Consider the following 17,207-nt stretch of genomic DNA (forward strand, 5'->3'; position numbering starts at 1 on the left):
TTTACACTGCGTCTTTATTGCCGGATGCGCCAGCCGGTTTTGAAGATCCAGCCAATGACCAGCAGGCACAAAGACGTGAAGCCGGCGATTGCGACCAGCGACAGGGCAATTGGCACATCCGACGTGCCAAAGAATGCCCAGCGAAAGCCTGAGATCAGGTAAACGACCGGATTGAAATAGGAGATTGTCTGCCAGACCGGAGGCAGCATGGAGATTGAGTAAAACGACCCACCCAGAAACACCAGCGGCGTGACCACCAGCAACGGCACAAGCTGCAATTGTTCAAAATTGCCGGCCCAGATGCCAATGATGAAACCGAGAAGCGCAAAACTCAGGCAGGTCAGAAGCAGGAAAGCCACCATAGCCAGCGGATGCGCGATCTGGACATCCACAAAGAAAAACGCGGTGATCAATATGATCACGCCAATGAACAGGGCCTTGGTTGCCGCAGCGCCGACATATCCGGCGACGATCTCCAGAAAATTCACCGGTGCTGACAGCAGTTCGTAGATGGTGCCGATGAATTTGGGGAAATAGATGCCGAAGGACGCGTTGGAAATGGCCTGGGTGATCACCGACAGCATGATCAGACCCGGCACGATGAAGGCCCCGTAGCTGACGCCTTCGATTTCCTGAATGCGGCTGCCGATGGCGGCACCAAACACGACGAAATAGAGCGAGGTGGACAGCACCGGTGAAATCAAGCTTTGCGCCAACGTGCGGAAGAAACGTGCCATTTCAAATAGATAAATCGCCTTGATCGCAGTCCAGTTCATGACGCACCCCCCATGTCTTCGTGCACAAGGCCGACAAAGATATCCTCAAGACTGCTTTGACGGGTGACCACATCCCGCAGGACAAGCCCGGCGGCGGAGACATCCGACAGCAGTTTCGTGATGCCGGTACGTTCAGCGCGGGTGTCGTAGCTGTAGGTCAGCGTGCGATTGTTGTCGCAAAGGATCAGATCGTATTTCTCCAACGCCTTTGGGACCGCCGACAAAGGTTCTGACAGTTGCACATCAAGCTGTTTTTGCCCCATGCGCGCCATCAGGTTCTCCTTGTCTTCGACCAACAGCAACTCGCCCTTGGCGATCACGCCCACCCGGTCGGCGATGGCTTCGGCTTCCTCGATATAATGGGTGGTCAACACGATGGTCACGCCATCGGCTTTCAGCCCTTCGACGATTTCCCACATGTCCTTGCGCAATTCCACATCGACCCCGGCGGTGGGCTCGTCGAGAAACAGCAGGCGCGGCTCGTGGCTCAGCGCCTTGGCGATCAGCACGCGGCGTTTCATCCCACCGGAGAGCTCGCGAATCTGGCTATTGCGTTTGTCCCACAGCGACAATTGCCGCAAGATCCGTTCCAGCGCTGCGTCATCGGGGGCTTTGCCAAAAAGCCCCCGGGAGAACCGCACCGTGTTGATGACTTTCTCAAAAGGCTCAAGATTGATCTCCTGGGGCACCAGACCGATCATGGATCGCGCAGCGCGAAAATCGCGGATGATGTCATGGCCGCCAACCGCAACGGTCCCGGACGTTGCCGTGGTAATGCCGCAAACGGTTGAAATCAGGGTGGTCTTGCCAGCCCCGTTTGGCCCCAGCAATGCGATGATTTCACCCGCATCTATTTGCAGGCTGACCCCTTTGAGCGCTTCAAATCCGTCAGAATAGGATTTCCGCAACTCTGAAATGTCGAGAATTGGTGGCATTGTCGCTCTGTCCCACTTGCTATCCCGCGCAAACTAGGCGGCGCGCGCCGTAAACAACAGCGCAGATACGCACAGCTTTTCGCTGAAATGTGCGCCAGTCCGCAAAGGGGATATCAGGATTTGCCAGTCAGACGCTTTAACCAGCTTTTCTTTTCCGCCTCAGGCGCATCATCGGCGGGTGCCTCCTCGGCAGTCGCCGGGCCTTCGAGCGTTTCCTGCAGGTTGGTAAAGAACTGGTCGGCCATTTTCTTGGCAAACCCATCAATGATCCGGCTGCCCAGCTGCGCGAGCTTACCGCCCACCTTTGCTTCAACGTCATAGGACAATTCGGTGCCACCATCCTTGGCGGTCATGCGCACCTCTGCGCCACCCTTTGCAAAGCCTGCCGCACCACCCTTGCCCTCACCGGAAATTGTCAGGGACTGGTCCGGCACAAGATCAGAAAGGGTCACGGCCCCTTTGAAGGTCGCTTTGACCGGCCCCACCTTCTGCACAACCGTCGCCTCGAAACCTTCCTCTGCCGATCCGGTCACTCCCTGCGCGCCTGGCACACAGGCCTCCAACACTTCCGGGCTCAGCAAGGCTGCGTAAACCTGCGCCGGGGAAGCTGCTATCTGGCGGGTATCGGACATCTGCATCGGAAGGCTCCTTCTTACTGACCTTTGGCCGTTCTACCTCAGAGAATCGCAAAGCACCAATCGGCATTTGGTCTATGTCGTTTCTGTGCTGGACAGCCCCTGCCTGCCTGATAGGAGTGGGCCATGACTGCCCTCCCTCAGAACCGCGCCGGGCTTGGAATTCTCTTCGTGCTGGCAGGCGTTTTTGCAATATCCATCAACGATATGCTGATCAAGCAATTGTCGGGTGGCTATCCCTTGCACGAGATCGTTTTCCTGCGGTCCGGGATCGGCATGTTGTTTTCGCTGATCATGGTGCAGATGGAAGGCGGTTTTGGCATTCTCAGGACACGCCGCCCACTCCTGCATGCGACAAGAGGCCTTCTGATTGTCATCGCAAACATGAGCTATTTCGTGGCTCTGGCGGCAATTCCTCTGGCGGATGCCACGGCGCTGTTCTTCGCAGCCCCCCTCTTCATCACTGTCCTTTCCATTCCGATCCTCGGCGAAAAAGTCGGCCTGATGCGCATGAGCGCGGTTCTTGTGGGCTTTGCAGGCGTCATCATCATGCAACGGCCCTGGGCGGACGCAGACAGCCTGCAAGCTTCCCGCCTTGTCCTGCTGCTCCCCATCGTCGCGGCCCTGACCTATGCGCTCAATCAATTGATGACCCGCAAGCTGGGTGTCGAAAGCAAGGCCTCTGCCCTTGCGGTCTATATTCAGGCGACGTTCGTCGTCGTCTCCCTGCTGTTCTATGTCGTCGCCGGAGATGGCCGCTTTGCGACAGGCATCGACAATCCTTCGATGCAATTTTTGCTGCGCGCCTGGGTCTGGCCTGCGGCGGCGGACTGGTGGGTCATCATCGGGTTGGGCGCAAATTCCGCGATCATCGGCTATTGCCTCAGCCAAGCGTATCGATTGGCAGATGCCGCAACGGTTGCTCCGTTCGAATATGTGGGCCTGCCTCTTGCCGTGTTCTGGGGCTGGGCGGTTTTTGCCGAATTGCCCGTCTGGGAGGTCTGGGCGGGGATCGCCCTGATCCTCGGCTCTGGTCTCTTTGTCTTTCTTCGCGAACGCCAGAAGGCCCGCATTGTTGCCCGTGCCCCGGTCCGGCGGCGCTAGGCGTGCGCCTGCCTTATCCGCGCCTGCACCAGCCCATTGTTTCCTGACCCGTCTCGCGACATCCTTCGCGGATGGTTGGTGCGCTAAACTCCCCCGTCAAAAACCTGACGACACAGGCGCAGGACGCGCTAGGATGGCCCGACACCAATGATCGGATCAATAAGGGAGAGTGAAATGTTCAAGCACCTGATAGCCGCCACCCTGGTATTCACAGCAACCATTGCAGCGGCGGAAGACCGATGGCTGTCGATCCCGGAAACACCCGCGATGCCGGAAGCAGCGACGAGTGGCACGGTCTCGGTCAATGGGATCGAGATGTATCACGCCACCTATGGCGATGCTTCGGAAACCCCTATTCTGCTGATCCATGGGGGTTTGGCCCATGCGGACATCTGGGCGGAGCAGGTCAAGGATCTAATGACAGATTTCAAGGTCATCGTTGCCGATACGCGCGGGCACGGGCGAAGCTCGAACGATGGCAGCGCCTATTCCTACGACCTGCTGGCCTCCGATTACCTCGCGCTGCTGGATCAGATCGGCGTGGACAAGGTGCATCTTGTCGGCTGGTCGGATGGGGCTAACATCGGCTATGCCATCTCCCAGTCACACCCGGACCGGTTGGCCAGCCACTTTGCCCATGCAGGCAATATCACGCTCGATGGCATCGACCCTTCCGTTGAAAACAACGCGGTCTTTGGCACCTACGTCGGGATGATGGCGTCTGACTACGCGCAGATGTCGCCCGTCCCGGATGGGTTCGATGATTTTCTGGCGGGCGTGGTGGAGATGTGGAGTACGTCAAAACCCGGCGGGGCCGAGGCGCTCAAAAGCGTGACGGTGCCGACCCTGGTGGTACAAAGCGAATTCGACGAAGCCATCCTGATGGATCATTCGAAAATGATCGCGGGCATCATGCCTGCGGCTGAGTTGCGCGTTCTGGAAGACGTGAGCCATTTCGCATCGTTCCAGGCCCCCGGTGAATATACCAACGCCATTCGCCAGTTCATCGCGCAGTAACACAGCCCCGGAACCGCCAACAAATGGGGGTTATATCATAGAGCCAAAGTCATGTGAGCTCAGTCGATCCGCACAACGACCTTGCCCGTGGCTTTGCGTGTTTTCAGCAGATCGAGCGCTTCGTTGACCTGCGCCAGCGGCAAGATGTTACTGACATGCGGTTTGATCCTGCCGTCCACGTACCATTGCGTCAGGACCTCGAAACTGTCGGTCAGAACTTTCGGATTCACACGTGTATATCCCCCCCAATAGAACCCGATGACGGTGAGGTTCTTGACTAGCAGATGATTGGCGGGGATTTGCGGCACCTCGCCCGACGCAAAGCCCAGCGGGATAAGCCGCGCCTCGGGTCTGCACGCCCGCAGAGCGGATTTGAACTGATCCCCTCCGATGGGATCATAAACCACGTCCGCACCCCCCAGTGATTTGACAGTATCGCGGATATCATCGGTCTCAGAATTGATCAGATGATCCGCACCTGCGGCCTTGGCGACCTGTAGTTTGTCGTCACCTCTGGCAACAGCGATGACCTCCGCCCCCATGAGTTTACCCAGTTCCACCGCCGTCAGACCAACCCCGCCGGAAGCGCCCAGCACCAGCAACCTTTCGCCCGGTTTCAAATGCGCCTTGTAGTCAAGCGCCACGTGGCTGGTGCCATAAGCGATCAAAAATGCCGCGGCGTCTTCATCGGTCATCTGGTCCGGGATCGGCACACAGATATCGGCGGAAATGGCGGCGTAATCTGCCAAGGCGTCAAACCCGCAGTAGGCCGCCACCCGCTGGCCGACGCGCAAAGTTGTGACACCTTCACCGACGTCGGTCACCGTGCCGCAAAGCTCCATACCCAGCGTGAAGGGCAGTGCGGGCTTTTCCTGATAGGTTCCCTTGATGATCAGCAGATCGCCAAAATTCAGGCCACATGTGTGCACCTTGACCTGTACCTGCCCTGGCGCGGGCTTTGGTGTCGGGATATCCCGCAGTACGAGAGGTTGACCGAGTTCGGTGACCTGCATGGCGCGCATCGACGTTTCCTTTCTGGGTCGCGGCTGACCGGCTCAAGCCAGCGCTATTCGTGAATGACCGTAAATGACCAAGGCATCAAATCCAGTGACCTTCCTGTCATGACAGTGTTATCTTTCACTGATCCAAGCGACTGGCAACGACGAAAAGCAGCCCATGACCTTCTCCAGATACGGCATTTATTTCACACCCGCTCCGGGCCCCTTCGCTGAAGCGGGCGCGACATGGCTCGGGTGGGACGTGGCGAACGGGTGCCGCGTGGGTGCCCCCGATGATGATGTCACCAAACGCCCGCGCCGCTACGGGTTTCACGGCACCATCAAGCCACCGTTTCATCTGGCGCCCAGCAAGACCGCACAGGCGCTTGAGAGCGATCTGGAAAGGCTCTGTGATGCTCTTGAACCGGTGGTACTGGAAGGATTGACGCTGAGCAGGATTGGCCCGTTCCTCGCGCTGACGGCTGTGGGAGACGTCCGGGAACTGGCGCAGATGGCAGGTCAGGTTGTGCGCGACTTGGATGGCTACCGCGCGCCCCCAGATGAGGCAGAGCTTGCCCGCCGGCGGCAATCCAACCTGACGGCCTTGCAGGAACAAAACCTCAAAGACTGGGGCTATCCTTACGTGATGGAGGCTTTCAAGTTTCACATGACCCTGACCGGCCCGCTCCCGCAAGCACAGCGTGATGCTGTTCTGGCGCGGGCCAATACACATTTTGGCGATCTCCCGCCGCGCCCCTTTGTCATCGACAGCCTGACGCTGGTGGGGGAAGGCGCGGATAGCCGGTTCCGCGAAATCAGGCGCTTTAAACTGCGCGCCGGCCTATAAAAGCTTGCCCCGCTCAAGGAGCCTGCTCCGCCAGAAAACGGCGAAGCAGGGATTTTGATGTTGTCAGTTCAACGCCTTGCGCGAGATGTTCCCGATGTCAAAGAACATGGTCTCGCCGGAATGATCATCAACCCCGTCGTTATCGGTTGCAATCCATGCCTGGCCCTCCGGGGTGATGGCCAGACCCTCGATCTTGTCGAGAACATATCCGCCCGTCGCTTTGAGGTCCGGGATCATGTCGCGCACCAACGTTTTGGAAACCACCGGCAAATCCGATCCGAGCGCTACGGGTGTCAAATCATCAAGCGGCACCGCATAGATTTTCTTGGTCACGGCGTCGCTTGCGTGCTGATTGTCGCGCTCAATGATGTAGACGCTGTCCCCATAGAGGCTCAACTCGCTCAGTCCAACCCAGCCTTCTTCTGCGGCCGCTTTTGAATAGAGCACAGCGCCCCACTCTTCGGTCTCAAGATTGTAGGCGACAAGTTTCACGTGATCTTTGGGGTCATCCGCCCATTGCCGCTGAACCGGCATCCAGAGCATCTCCCCCACCTTCGCAATACCCTCAAAGCCAAAACGCCGTTCAAAGGCCATGAGGTAAGGGGGCAAACCGATTTCCGCGATGATTTCGCCGTTCGCGCTTACGTTCAGAATGGCATGGGGCCGCAGACGATCCGTGCGCCCTTCGGACGCAATCCAGAAGCCGCCTTTGCCGTCCAGCGCGATCCCTTCCATGTCCAGCTTTTGCGCTGGCAAGCCATTACGCGTTACATCAATCGCCTCGACAATGCGGGCGGGCGAGGTTCTGGGATCGATCTTGAAAATCCGGGGCTGGTGGCCATAGAAACTGTCAGAAACCGCGTAGATCATGCCGTTCTGATCCGACACCAGACCAGAGATCGCGCCCCACCCGGTCAGCGTTTCCATTCCCTCCGATGTAAGGTGCGGATAGCTCGCCGCCCTGTCCGTGTATTCATAGAGCATGACATGTGCGGGCGCGGCCCCGTCCTGGCGCCCATCAAATTCATTGGCGGTGACCAACAACCCTCTTTCGGGGATGGCCACGGCGCCCTCGGGGGAGATGCCAGACGGCAGCAGCTGATGCAGAACCGGTGCCGTCGGGTCAGTGACATCGTATACGGCAACGATTGAGGCGCGTTCCGCCATGACAAATACGAAGGGCGTGCCGTCATAGATGGCGAACTCCATGCCTTCCGGTTCAACACCTTTGCTGTCGGAGCGCTTGTCGGGATAATGCCCGATCTGCACAATCGCCTGTTCCAGCGTGGCACCGCTTTCCCAGATCAACGTGCCGTCCTTGCGAAAAATGGTCATCCCACGCGCACCGCCGTCCATGTCGCCCTCATTGGCGATGGCGAAGTGGTCATCGTCGATCCACTGCACACCATCGGGTTCACGGAGACGGCCCGGCTGGCGTTCATCAAAGATCAATGCCGCCCGTTCATCGGTGGCATCAATCCCTTCCAGATCAACCGCCCCGGCGGAGAAATGCGACAAGACCGACCCGTCCCTGGCGACAATGGCGATGTGGTTGTTTTCCTGAAGCGTCACGACGACCTCGCCGAGGCCGTTGATGTCGACAAATTCCGGCTCGGGATCTTCGCCTGCGATATCGGCCAATCCAGCCAGACCGGACCGGCGCATGGAGCCGCAATCCATTCTGCCGTCAGCGACATCCACAAGGACCAGATCACCCGCAGGCATTTGCGGCACCCGCCCTTCTCCTAAATCTTCGTCGCGTTCGTTTTCGATGGCAATAGCGAGGAAGGATCCATCCTTTGCCCGCGCTGTGCTATCGGGCTGCCCCCCCAATTGGCAGGATTGCACGACCTGCATGTCCACAAGATCAACGGCTTTGATCATACCAGAGGGCGCAGTGTAGCTTTCGGATGTGTTCACGGCGACGAAGGCTATGTTGCCGATCACGGAAACGGCTGTCGGCTCGCCCTGCATTGGCAAGGTTCCCTTGGGCAAAGGCGCATGAGCATTCGTGATATCAATGGCGCCAATCACCCCTGCGGGGCTATCGGTATATATCAGCGTCAGCCCGTCACCGGAGACATCAATGATCTCCGCGGATGTCTCTTCGGGGACGTCGCCCTCAAAATTGGCGGTCACGGGAAAAGAGGCGATGCGGTTGAAGTTCATCTCCGCATGGGCAGGCGACAAGGCAATTCCGGCAAGCAAGGTGCTGGTCAGCAGCAGGGTCTTGGTCATTGATTTCTCCATATGTCTCGACATGCGCGCAAAGGCGCAGATTCAGGACACATGGGCATGACATTCCGGTATCAGTTTTGTGAAAGCAGGTTTTAAAGATCGATTGCGATTTCGCCGTTTTCGTCCGCCGCCCGGGATTGGCACAGGATGATGTTGTTCTCGCGCTGCGCCTTGGACAGAACAAAATCGCGATGCTCGACCTCGCCGGCAATCACCCCACATTTGCACACACCGCAAATGCCATCCGAGCATTTGATATCCACCTTCACGCCATGCTCGACCAGTACATCCGCCGCCGAACGGTCCGCCGGGACGGCGATTTTTCGACCGTCTTTCAAGGCCAATGTGAAGGGGTGGTTTTCATATTCCGGCAGTTCAGGGACCGAGAAATACTCCAAACGCCGCGCCTCTTCCGGGAAACCCCCACGCTCGGCTGCCGCGACAACCGCGTTCATGTAGCTTTCAGGTCCACAGGTATAAACATGCCAGCCCGGCTGGTATCCTGCCAGTACCTTATCCAGATCAGCGCGCGTGTCTTCATCTGAAATATGGATGTGGACCCGATCCGCCCAGGGCATTTCAGCCAGATCATGGATGAACGCCCCTGCCTGCCGGGTGGGCACAGAATAATGCAGATCGAAGGGCTTGCCCAAGTGATGCAGCTCATGCGCCATGGCGATCATCGGCGTGATCCCAATCCCGCCGCCCATCAGAAAGCTGTGCGAAGCCGATTTTTCGACCGGGAAGTGATTGATCGGACGGGACACAAAAACCTTGCGACCCTCGTTGAAAATACGGTGCAGCAGTTCCGACCCGCCGCGCCCGTCCGCTTCCCGCAAGACTGCAATTTCATAGCGTGAGCGGTCGCCTGGGTCACCACACATCGAATATTGCCGCAGCTTGTCCGGAGTCACGACGATGTCGAGATGGGCGCCCGCGGCCCATTCCGGCAATTCCCCGCCGTCCAATGCACGAAAGACGTAGCGGCTGACCTCGTTTGTCAGCTTCTCTGATTGCGCGATCTCAACCCGAACCACCGGGCTGTCACGGCCATTGAGATAGCGGTGATCCCACGCGCCTGTCTCACCCGCCGCCTTGCGGGATTTGTATTCCTCCGCCGTGATCATCGCCTGATAGGCTTCGATCCCCGCCTCGCGATCCATCGGGAACGGGTAGGGCCAGGGGTGCGGGGCGAGACTGGCCGGATAGACCGCCAGCGTCTGGTCCTCGTATTTCAGCGCCAGATCCTTTTGCAGATCGCGCGCATTCACCGGTTTGCAGGTCGGATGGTATCCGCCGTCTTCGGCCAATTCGATGTCCCACCACCACTTCTTGACCGTATTCAACCGGCCATTGCCCACCGCATCGTCCAGTTTTGCGAGCGCCGGTGCCAACTTCGGTACATTCATCGCCGCCCACCTGAAGGGGCGTTCTGCAAAGAGCCCTTCGAGGTTCCAGGGACATGTTTTCATGCAGCGGCCACACATGGCCCCGCCCGGTGTGGTGATCCGGTATGTCGCACATTTCTGGCTATCCGACTTCCAGATTTCGTAGCCGTTGAACATCAGCTTGGGGCCTGCGGTAATTGCCCCCGAGGGGCATTCGCGCGCGCATTTGTTGCAGCTTTCGCAGAACTTCTGCAGGCCGAAGTCAATCGGCTTGTCATGCGCCAGGGGCATATCCGTGGTCACAACGCCCGACTTCAGCCGCGGCCCCAGAAAGGGGTTCAGAATAACCTCGCCAATGCGGCTGACCTCCCCTAACCCGGACAACAACAACAGCGGCGGCTGCAATACTTCGCCATCCAGAACCGTATGCGCCTTGGCCTTGTAGCCGAGATTTCGGATTTGCCGAGCGATCACGCCGCCCAGCAGAGAAAACCGAAGATAAGCCCGCATGGACTGGGCCACGGAAATCCAGTCGTCGCCAGAGGCCCCTTCCATGGTGTCAAACCCCTGATCAATGATCATGCTGATCGCCTGATCATGTGGCGGTTTGAGTGGCGCGCCGGTGGCGTCGTGGCTGTACCAGGTCCAGTCCGGACACCGGCTCAGCCCAACAGCGTCCACGCCCAGGAAATAACAGGCCGCTTTGACATTCGCGGCATTGCACTCTGCATCATCGGGGCGGGGTCCTTCATTGCGCGGGCCATCCTGCAACAGGACAAACGCTCCCAACATGCGGCGCTGTGCCATGGATGGCGCTGCTTTGCGGGCATAGTGCCCCCCTGCTGATCCTTCCTGATTGGCCTTGCCCATATCGCCAAACTGCGCCCGTGCGAACATGTCGGTGCGTTTGGGCACACGCGCCACATTGGGCTCATCAATATAGGTTGTGGGCTGATCGACGCGTGTGAGCGTCTCAAATGGATGTGGCCCAAGGGCAAAATCCCGGCTGGCGAACGGGTCCTTGTTGAAAGCCGATTTCTGACTGCCTTTGCCCAGCCACCAGGCCGGGGCGTTGGTGCGCAACCAAGTCTGAGCGCGCATCGGTGCCAGCGGGGCGTCATGGGCAAGCGGCATGGTCGTTGTCAAAACGGCCACGCCAAATCGGGTTCCGAGATAGGGGTTCACAAGGGTCCCCTCTTCGATCGAGGCGAGACCGGCGGCCACCGTCAACCGGTCGAGGTCAACATCCGTGCTGGTGCCGGTATGGGCCTTGGCATCCCAACCCAACAGTCGGATGTAGTTGGCCAGAACGACCGCTGTTTCTGTGGCGCGCAGACAGGCGCGATGGGCCTGCGCGTCCTCCAGCCAGTCTGTCCCAGCCTCCCCGTCACGCGGGTCACGCGGCATTTCATACAGGAAAACCACGCAATGGGCGTGATCGACAATCGTGGTCGGTGGCGCGGTCATGGAATCGCGCAGATCCGCCATGATCACATCTATGCCCGACGCGAGGGTTTTGGTTTGCTTGGTGCGCAAATCCTCTGCCAGCCTGTCAATGTCAGGGTTTCGAATGGGCTGGTTCAGAATTGCAGACGCAACCAGCGGGCCAACCCCCACCATCGAGGCATCACTGAAGTACCCGAACGACTTCAGATGATTGGCCCTTTCGTGCAAGTCATCCGGACATTGGGACCGCGTTTTGTTGACCAGCCCGTCACGGATGGCGTCCATTGTCGCCTGATAATCCGCCATCGCATTCACGATCGAGGCAGGGGTATGCGGTCGTTGGAAATCCGGAGGTTGAAATGGCGGGAGTGACGCCAAATCCGGCATCTCGCCACGCACAAGACGCTCCAACGGGTAGGGCCCCAGATGTGGCGCCCTATTCCGGGTGGAGAAAAACCGGAAGCTCATTTTGCGCCTCCTCGAAGGTCTTTTTGGCCTGTGCAAATCACTGTGCAGATCACCGCACAAATTTTAAGCAAGGTACGTTTAATCAGCACCCGATGACAATGCATTGCGCCCCGTCAACAGGCGCAATGTGCCGATTTCTCCGAATTGTGAACGACTTGCGCGGGGGGCTGCGAAGCCCCCCGCAGCCTCAGGTTGTTCCAAGTATCAGATCAGAGGCCTTTTCCCCAATCATGATCGCAGGCGCATTTGTATTTCCTGAAACGATCTCGGGCATGATCGAACAATCTGCGACACGCAGGCCTTTGATGCCATGGACTTTCAACTCAGCGTCAACCACCGCGTCCTCGCCTGATCCCATCTTGCAGGTCCCTGTCGGGTGATAGATCGAGGCCGTATTGTTCCGCGCCCAATCGAGCGTTGCATCATAGTCGTCAATGTCCAGAGTTGAGTGCGGCCTGAATTCCTCCGAGATCTTGGAGGTCAGGGGCGCATGGCGCGCGATTTTGCGCGCGATGTTCACGCCTGCCACAATCGTCCGACAATCGGTTTCAGTGGACAGGTAATTCGGAACAATTTTCGGATAGGCGCGCGGCTGAGCAGAACTCAGACGAATTTCGCCCTTGCTCTCGGGCCGCAACTGGCAAACCGACATCGTGAACGCCGAGAACTTGTCGGCCCCCTTGCCCGGGTTCTCGGCTGACAAGGGTTGGACATGGAACTGGATGTCCGGCGTTTCCATATCTTCGCGGGTTTTGAGAAAACCGGTTGCGAGACTTGCCGCCATGGTCATGGGACCCGCCCGGAAAAGCGCGTACTTCAGACCGATTTTTGCCTGACCAAACAAACTGCTGACCTCATCGTTCAAGGTCGGCTCGTTACATTTGTATACCAAGCGCGCCTGCAAATGGTCTTGCATGTTCTTGCCGACCCCTTTGAGTTCTTTTTTGACCTCAATGCCGTGTTCGGAAAGTTGCTCAGCTTCGCCAATACCTGACAGCATCAAGAGCTGTGGAGAATTTATGGCCCCTCCGCAGAGGATAATGTCGCGATTTGCCTTGATGGTCTGGACCCGTCCTGATCGGTCCTTGTAGCTGACCCCCGTGGCACGACCATCTTCAATCTCGACCTTGTCCACCTGCGCATGTGTGACAATCTGCAGGTTCGGCCGTTTTTTGACCGGGTTCAGATAGGCGACGGCGGAGCTACACCGACGGCCGTTGCGGGCCGTAAGTTGGAAAAACCCTACACCCTCCTGATCAGCGCCGTTGTAGTCGGGATTAAATTTGTACCCTGCCGCCTGGGCCGCGGCGACCCATGCATCTGTAATAGGGCGCTGAATGCGCATGTTGGAAACCGACAGCGGGCCCTGATCGCCATGATACGCGTCTGCGCCGCGTTCGTTGCTCTCGGCACGTTTGAACAGGGGCAGCACATCATCCCAGCCCCACCCGGTATTTCCCATCTGACGCCAGCGGTCATAATCCTGCGGTTGCCCACGTACATAAAGCAGACCGTTCAGTGAAGAAGACCCCCCAAGCACCTTCCCTCGGGGCCATTCGATCGACCGGCCATTCAGCCCGGGATCAGGCTCGGTCTTGTAGCACCAGTCCACGGACGGGTTGTGAATGGTTTTAAAGTATCCGACCGGAATGTGAATCCAGGGGTTCAAATCCCGCCCACCTGCCTCCAGCAAAATCACCTTGTTCTTGGGGTCGGCGCTCAACCGATTGGCCAACACACATCCTGCGGACCCTGCTCCGACGACAACAAAATCAGCTTCCATATCGACCTCCCAAACCAGTGTGAAAAAAACTCTATGCAAAAAGAGAATACTATACTAGTGTTTTTTGGGACTAATAGTCTCAATAAATGACATTCAGGGAGGAAGTCATGGGAATTTACGACAAACTAAACCACATTTCGCGCCGGGATCTGTTCCGGGTCGCGGGGCGCTACGGCATGAGCTCCACTTTGCTCGCTGCGGGTGGCTTTGGTGGGGCGATGAGCCTTGCAAACTTGGCTAATGCGGCCGAATCGACCTACGAAAAACGTTTCGCAAAAGAGCCTAAATTTACGTTGAAATTTGGCGCCGCGGGCTTCAATGCACGCAACCTTTTGATCGAACGCGCCGGTGCGCTGGAATTCGCTCGTGACCTTGAAAGTCGCACCGACGGAGAGATTCGCGTCGAGTTTATCGGCGATAATCAGATTTGTGGTCAGGTTTCCTGCGTCGAAAAAGCCCAACAGGGAATCGTTGATATCTATGCGGCCTCCACTCAGAACTCCGCCGGGGGCGCCCCTTATCTGAACGTTCTGGACTACGCCTTCATGTTCCGCAGCCGGGCCGACCAGTATCACTTCCTCTATCACCCCAAATCTCAGGAACTGCTGCGCGAACCCTATGAGCGCCGCCACGGTCTGAAATTCCTGTTCTCCCACGCGGAGCTTCGCGGCATCCAGTTGGGCCTGTCCTGGGAAGACAAGCCAACGGTGACCAGCATCGAAGAGCTCTTTGGCACGAAAAACCGCGTCACGGGCACCCAGTTGGGCCGAATCGCCATGACAGCGCTGAACCTGAACCCGGTACCCGTCGCCTGGGAAGAAACCCTCGACGGTCTCAAGCAGGGTCTGATTGATGGTGCGGAAACATGGGCATCCGCCGTGGCCTACGCCAACATGTCGCCGGTTGTGTCCCAGTCCGTACACCTCGACTTCTTCTGCGGCACAGAGCACACGGCGATGAACGCAGGTGTCTTCGACAGCCTTGGCGGCGAATTGCAGGACGCCGTGATGGAAAGTTCCTACTGGAGCCAGGTCCATGTACAGGCTGCAAACGAGGCGGCTCTGGTCAAAACGGTTGGTCTCTCCGACCCGATTCTGCCAAACACAATCTTCGCTCAAAACAACGTGCGTAACGCCTTCCTGTCGAAAGAAGAGCGTCGCAAGGCCGAAGAAATGTGCTCGCCAGAGTTCCAGCCACAATTGTGGGAAGACTGGCGCGAGCGTCTCAACGGATGGTCGGGTGGTCTCGACACGTACCAGGAGATCTACAACATCGCGCGCGAGATCGACGAAGATACACTGCCAGAAAACGTCGAACCACGCCGCTGGTGGAAAGCCTAATTCCGGCCTAACCCAAATAAGAAGCCGGTCCGTCAACAGGCGGGCCGGCTTTCCAGTACTTTTCAGTATCTCGCAAATGGCCCTTGAACGGTTCATCCGTTTGAAAAAGTCCAAAAAATGTTCGGGCCGATGGTTATAGTGCTTTGATCCAATGGTGCTTTTCGGGCAGCATTGCATGAGAACAACATAGGGAGGGCGCCAGATGTCAATCTTGGCGGATATGGGCACCATCGTCACGGCGACGCTGAGTGGCGATATTAATTTCAAAGTGGTCCAGGCCTACCGGTCCCCGGGGGCTTGGTTCGTGTTTGGACCACTGACCGTGATCGGCGGCTTTCTGGTGCTTTGGTTGTACAAGAAGATTCCGTGGCTTGACCGGCATCTGGAACGCACGATCATCGTCTACACCTACATCATCATCGCCCTGATCATCTTTGTCGGCGTAATCCAGCGTTTCGTTTTTTCGGCGCAGGTGCCCTGGTCGACGACGATCCCCCCGCTCCTGTTCATGATCATGGCGTGGTACGGATGTTCCTATAATGTCAAACTGCGCACGCACCTCAGCTTCAACGAGTTCCGCACCAAGATGGGACCCAAAGGGCAATTGACCTGCCTGCTGCTCGACAACTTGCTGTGGTTCATCTTCTGCATCATCGTTGTCACCACAACCGCGCGGGTGACCGTCAACACCTATGACAATTTCGCCATCGTGTTGGGCACCGACAACGTCATGCGCTGGTGGTTCATCGTCACCATGCCGATTTGTTTCGTGATGATGGCCGGGCGAGTGCTAGAGAACCTTTTCGAAGATCTTGAGAAATACCGCAACGGCGAGCCGTTGATTGAACAAGCCGTTATCGGGGGAGATGTCTGATGTCTGACGGATCATGGATCACAATCATCTCGCTCGGGGTGACCTTTCTCTTCATGCTTGGCACGCCAGTTTTGCTCATCATTTTCTATTGGGTGGTTGGCTGTAGCTTCGTACTCGACCTGACGCTCGACAACACCGGATCGGAGATGTTGAACGTCTTCAAGGACGGGTTTGCGCTACTGGCGATGCCGCTTTTCATCCTGACCGGGGACCTGATCAACAAATCAGGGATCGCCAAACGCCTGTCGGATTATGCTTACGCCTGTCTCGGCTGGTTGCGCGGCGGCCTCGCGATGGCTTCCATCGGGGCCTGCGGCCTTTTCGCTGCGATCTCAGGATCGAACTCGGCGACTACCGCAACCATCGGCTCGATGCTACACCCCGAGATGGTCAAGGGCGGCTACGACGAACGCTTCTCCGCGGCCACGGCTGCTGCTGGTGGTACAGTCGGGATCATCATTCCGCCGTCGATCATCTTCATCGTCTACGGCTTCCTGATGAATCTCGAAGTGGGACAGCTGTTCCTGGCAGGTATCATTCCGGGTATTCTGATGGTCCTCGCCATGATGTCGGTCTGCTTTGTGGTCTGCACGATCAACAAGTGGGGCATTCTGACAAACCTCAGCATCACCCGCATGACCAAAACGGCGCTTGGCGCTTGGTTGGGTTTCTTTGCCATCGGTCTGGTGCTTTGGGGCATTTACACCGGCAAGTTCTCCCCCACCGAAGCGGCGGGGGTCACCGTTGGGTTCGGGATCATCGTTGGTTTGGTCAGCTACCCGCTGAACAAGCTGATGGGCAACGATTCCAGCATTCCCGTGGATGAAAGAACCTTCGGCTCAATGGTTGTTGTCGAAGGGTTCACCCTGCCGGAAATCCCCTCAATTGTCGTACGCTCCGCACAGATCACCGGCATTCTCGCCCCACTGATCGCGGTCTCGGTGGTGATGCAACAAATCCTGTCGCTCCTGGGCGCACAGGAGACCATTGGTGGGTTCGTGACCAGCATGGGTGGATATTATCCGGTGCTCTTTACGGCGATGGCGATGGTCTTTGTCGCCGGAATGATCCTGGAAAGCCTTCCTGTGACGATCATCATGGCCCCGATCCTTGCGCCTATTGCAGCCTCCGTTGGTGTGGATCCGATCCACTTCGCGGTCATTTTCCTGGTTGGCGCATCCATCGGCTTCATCACGCCACCATATGGCTTGAACCTTTACGTGGCGTCGGGTGTCACAGGCGTTCCCTATTTCCGCCTGCTGAGATATTCGACAATGTATCTGTTCTCGCTCCTGGCGGTTTGGATACTGGTCGCCCTGACACCTCAACTGGCACTCTTTTTGCTACCAAACTAAAGA

Annotated in this window: 13 protein-coding genes; 6 read left to right on the forward strand and 7 right to left on the reverse strand. The window is 57.6% G+C overall.

Going from position 1 to position 17,207, the window contains the following annotated elements; all coding sequences use genetic code 11:
* Positions 1-14: 14 nt before the first annotated feature.
* The 3 genes from ACOTTU_RS12460 to ACOTTU_RS12470 all read right to left on the reverse strand — a co-directional run bounded on the left by ACOTTU_RS12460 (position 15) and on the right by ACOTTU_RS12470 (position 2,349).
* Positions 15-776, reverse strand: coding sequence for an ABC transporter permease (locus ACOTTU_RS12460; RefSeq protein WP_425658416.1), 762 nt, complete (start codon positions 774-776; stop codon positions 15-17).
* Entirely contained in the window at positions 773-1,711 is a 939-nt protein-coding gene (locus ACOTTU_RS12465; RefSeq protein WP_425658417.1) for an ABC transporter ATP-binding protein, read from the reverse strand. Before ACOTTU_RS12465 ends, ACOTTU_RS12460 begins: the two co-directional genes overlap by 4 nt.
* Before the next feature lie 113 nt (positions 1,712-1,824).
* Positions 1,825-2,349, reverse strand: coding sequence for a CoxG family protein (locus ACOTTU_RS12470; protein ID WP_425658419.1), 525 nt, complete (start codon positions 2,347-2,349; stop codon positions 1,825-1,827).
* Between the two features lie 123 nt (positions 2,350-2,472).
* Between ACOTTU_RS12470 and ACOTTU_RS12475 the strand changes: the two genes are divergently transcribed.
* Positions 2,473-3,450 carry a DMT family transporter gene (locus ACOTTU_RS12475; RefSeq protein ID WP_425658421.1) on the forward strand — a complete coding sequence of 326 codons (978 nt, stop codon included), beginning with the start codon at positions 2,473-2,475 and terminating at the stop codon, positions 3,448-3,450.
* 174 nt (positions 3,451-3,624) lie between these two features.
* Positions 3,625-4,467, forward strand: a complete 843-nt coding sequence (locus ACOTTU_RS12480) for an alpha/beta fold hydrolase (protein ID WP_425658423.1) — start codon at positions 3,625-3,627, stop codon at positions 4,465-4,467.
* Between the two features lie 59 nt (positions 4,468-4,526).
* On the opposite strand, the gene ACOTTU_RS12485 is transcribed toward ACOTTU_RS12480, so the two are convergent.
* Positions 4,527-5,489 (reverse strand): NADPH:quinone oxidoreductase family protein, encoded by a 963-nt coding sequence (locus ACOTTU_RS12485; protein ID WP_425658424.1) that lies wholly within the window; start codon positions 5,487-5,489, stop codon positions 4,527-4,529.
* A 154-nt stretch (positions 5,490-5,643) separates the two neighbouring features.
* Between ACOTTU_RS12485 and ACOTTU_RS12490 the strand changes: the two genes are divergently transcribed.
* Positions 5,644-6,312, forward strand: a complete 669-nt coding sequence (locus ACOTTU_RS12490) for a DUF1045 domain-containing protein (protein WP_425658426.1) — start codon at positions 5,644-5,646, stop codon at positions 6,310-6,312.
* 63 nt (positions 6,313-6,375) lie between these two features.
* On the opposite strand, the gene ACOTTU_RS12495 is transcribed toward ACOTTU_RS12490, so the two are convergent.
* From ACOTTU_RS12495 to ACOTTU_RS12505, 3 genes are all read right to left on the reverse strand, one after another.
* Positions 6,376-8,550 (reverse strand): esterase-like activity of phytase family protein, encoded by a 2,175-nt coding sequence (locus ACOTTU_RS12495; RefSeq protein ID WP_425658428.1) that lies wholly within the window; start codon positions 8,548-8,550, stop codon positions 6,376-6,378.
* Positions 8,551-8,642: 92 nt separating this feature from the next.
* A complete protein-coding gene (locus ACOTTU_RS12500) occupies positions 8,643-11,852 on the reverse strand; it encodes a 2Fe-2S iron-sulfur cluster-binding protein (protein ID WP_425658430.1) in 3,210 nt (1,069 codons plus the stop codon).
* Between the two features lie 187 nt (positions 11,853-12,039).
* Positions 12,040-13,635 carry a GMC family oxidoreductase gene (locus tag ACOTTU_RS12505; protein WP_425658431.1) on the reverse strand — a complete coding sequence of 532 codons (1,596 nt, stop codon included), beginning with the start codon at positions 13,633-13,635 and terminating at the stop codon, positions 12,040-12,042.
* A gap of 107 nt (positions 13,636-13,742) precedes the next feature.
* On the opposite strand from ACOTTU_RS12505, the gene ACOTTU_RS12510 reads away from it, so the two are divergent.
* The 3 genes from ACOTTU_RS12510 (at position 13,743) to ACOTTU_RS12520 (ending at position 17,204) form a co-directional block, all read left to right on the forward strand.
* The gene (locus ACOTTU_RS12510) at positions 13,743-14,975 is read left to right on the forward strand and encodes a TRAP transporter substrate-binding protein (protein ID WP_298913879.1); all 1,233 of its coding nucleotides are present in this window, start codon (positions 13,743-13,745) and stop codon (positions 14,973-14,975) included.
* Positions 14,976-15,177: 202 nt separating this feature from the next.
* The gene (locus tag ACOTTU_RS12515; RefSeq protein ID WP_298913876.1) at positions 15,178-15,849 is read left to right on the forward strand and encodes a TRAP transporter small permease; all 672 of its coding nucleotides are present in this window, start codon (positions 15,178-15,180) and stop codon (positions 15,847-15,849) included.
* Positions 15,849-17,204 (forward strand): TRAP transporter large permease, encoded by a 1,356-nt coding sequence (locus tag ACOTTU_RS12520; protein ID WP_298913873.1) that lies wholly within the window; start codon positions 15,849-15,851, stop codon positions 17,202-17,204. The genes ACOTTU_RS12515 and ACOTTU_RS12520 overlap by 1 nt, the downstream gene beginning before the upstream one ends.
* The last annotated feature ends 3 nt before the right edge of the window (positions 17,205-17,207 follow it).

Origin of the sequence: Roseobacter sp. EG26 (assembly GCF_049830555.1) — a bacterium.
Taxonomy (GTDB): Bacteria; Pseudomonadota; Alphaproteobacteria; order Rhodobacterales; family Rhodobacteraceae; genus Roseobacter.

Coding starts and splice junctions, on each gene's coding strand:
- ACOTTU_RS12460 (WP_425658416.1), bottom strand. CDS start 776: ATGAACTGGACTGCGATCAAGGCGATTTATCTATTTGAAATGGCACGT.
- ACOTTU_RS12465 (WP_425658417.1), bottom strand. CDS start 1,711: ATGCCACCAATTCTCGACATTTCAGAGTTGCGGAAATCCTATTCTGAC.
- ACOTTU_RS12470 (WP_425658419.1), bottom strand. CDS start 2,349: ATGCAGATGTCCGATACCCGCCAGATAGCAGCTTCCCCGGCGCAGGTT.
- ACOTTU_RS12475 (WP_425658421.1), top strand. CDS start 2,473: ATGACTGCCCTCCCTCAGAACCGCGCCGGGCTTGGAATTCTCTTCGTG.
- ACOTTU_RS12480 (WP_425658423.1), top strand. CDS start 3,625: ATGTTCAAGCACCTGATAGCCGCCACCCTGGTATTCACAGCAACCATT.
- ACOTTU_RS12485 (WP_425658424.1), bottom strand. CDS start 5,489: ATGCGCGCCATGCAGGTCACCGAACTCGGTCAACCTCTCGTACTGCGG.
- ACOTTU_RS12490 (WP_425658426.1), top strand. CDS start 5,644: ATGACCTTCTCCAGATACGGCATTTATTTCACACCCGCTCCGGGCCCC.
- ACOTTU_RS12495 (WP_425658428.1), bottom strand. CDS start 8,550: ATGACCAAGACCCTGCTGCTGACCAGCACCTTGCTTGCCGGAATTGCC.
- ACOTTU_RS12500 (WP_425658430.1), bottom strand. CDS start 11,852: ATGAGCTTCCGGTTTTTCTCCACCCGGAATAGGGCGCCACATCTGGGG.
- ACOTTU_RS12505 (WP_425658431.1), bottom strand. CDS start 13,635: ATGGAAGCTGATTTTGTTGTCGTCGGAGCAGGGTCCGCAGGATGTGTG.
- ACOTTU_RS12510 (WP_298913879.1), top strand. CDS start 13,743: ATGGGAATTTACGACAAACTAAACCACATTTCGCGCCGGGATCTGTTC.
- ACOTTU_RS12515 (WP_298913876.1), top strand. CDS start 15,178: ATGTCAATCTTGGCGGATATGGGCACCATCGTCACGGCGACGCTGAGT.
- ACOTTU_RS12520 (WP_298913873.1), top strand. CDS start 15,849: ATGTCTGACGGATCATGGATCACAATCATCTCGCTCGGGGTGACCTTT.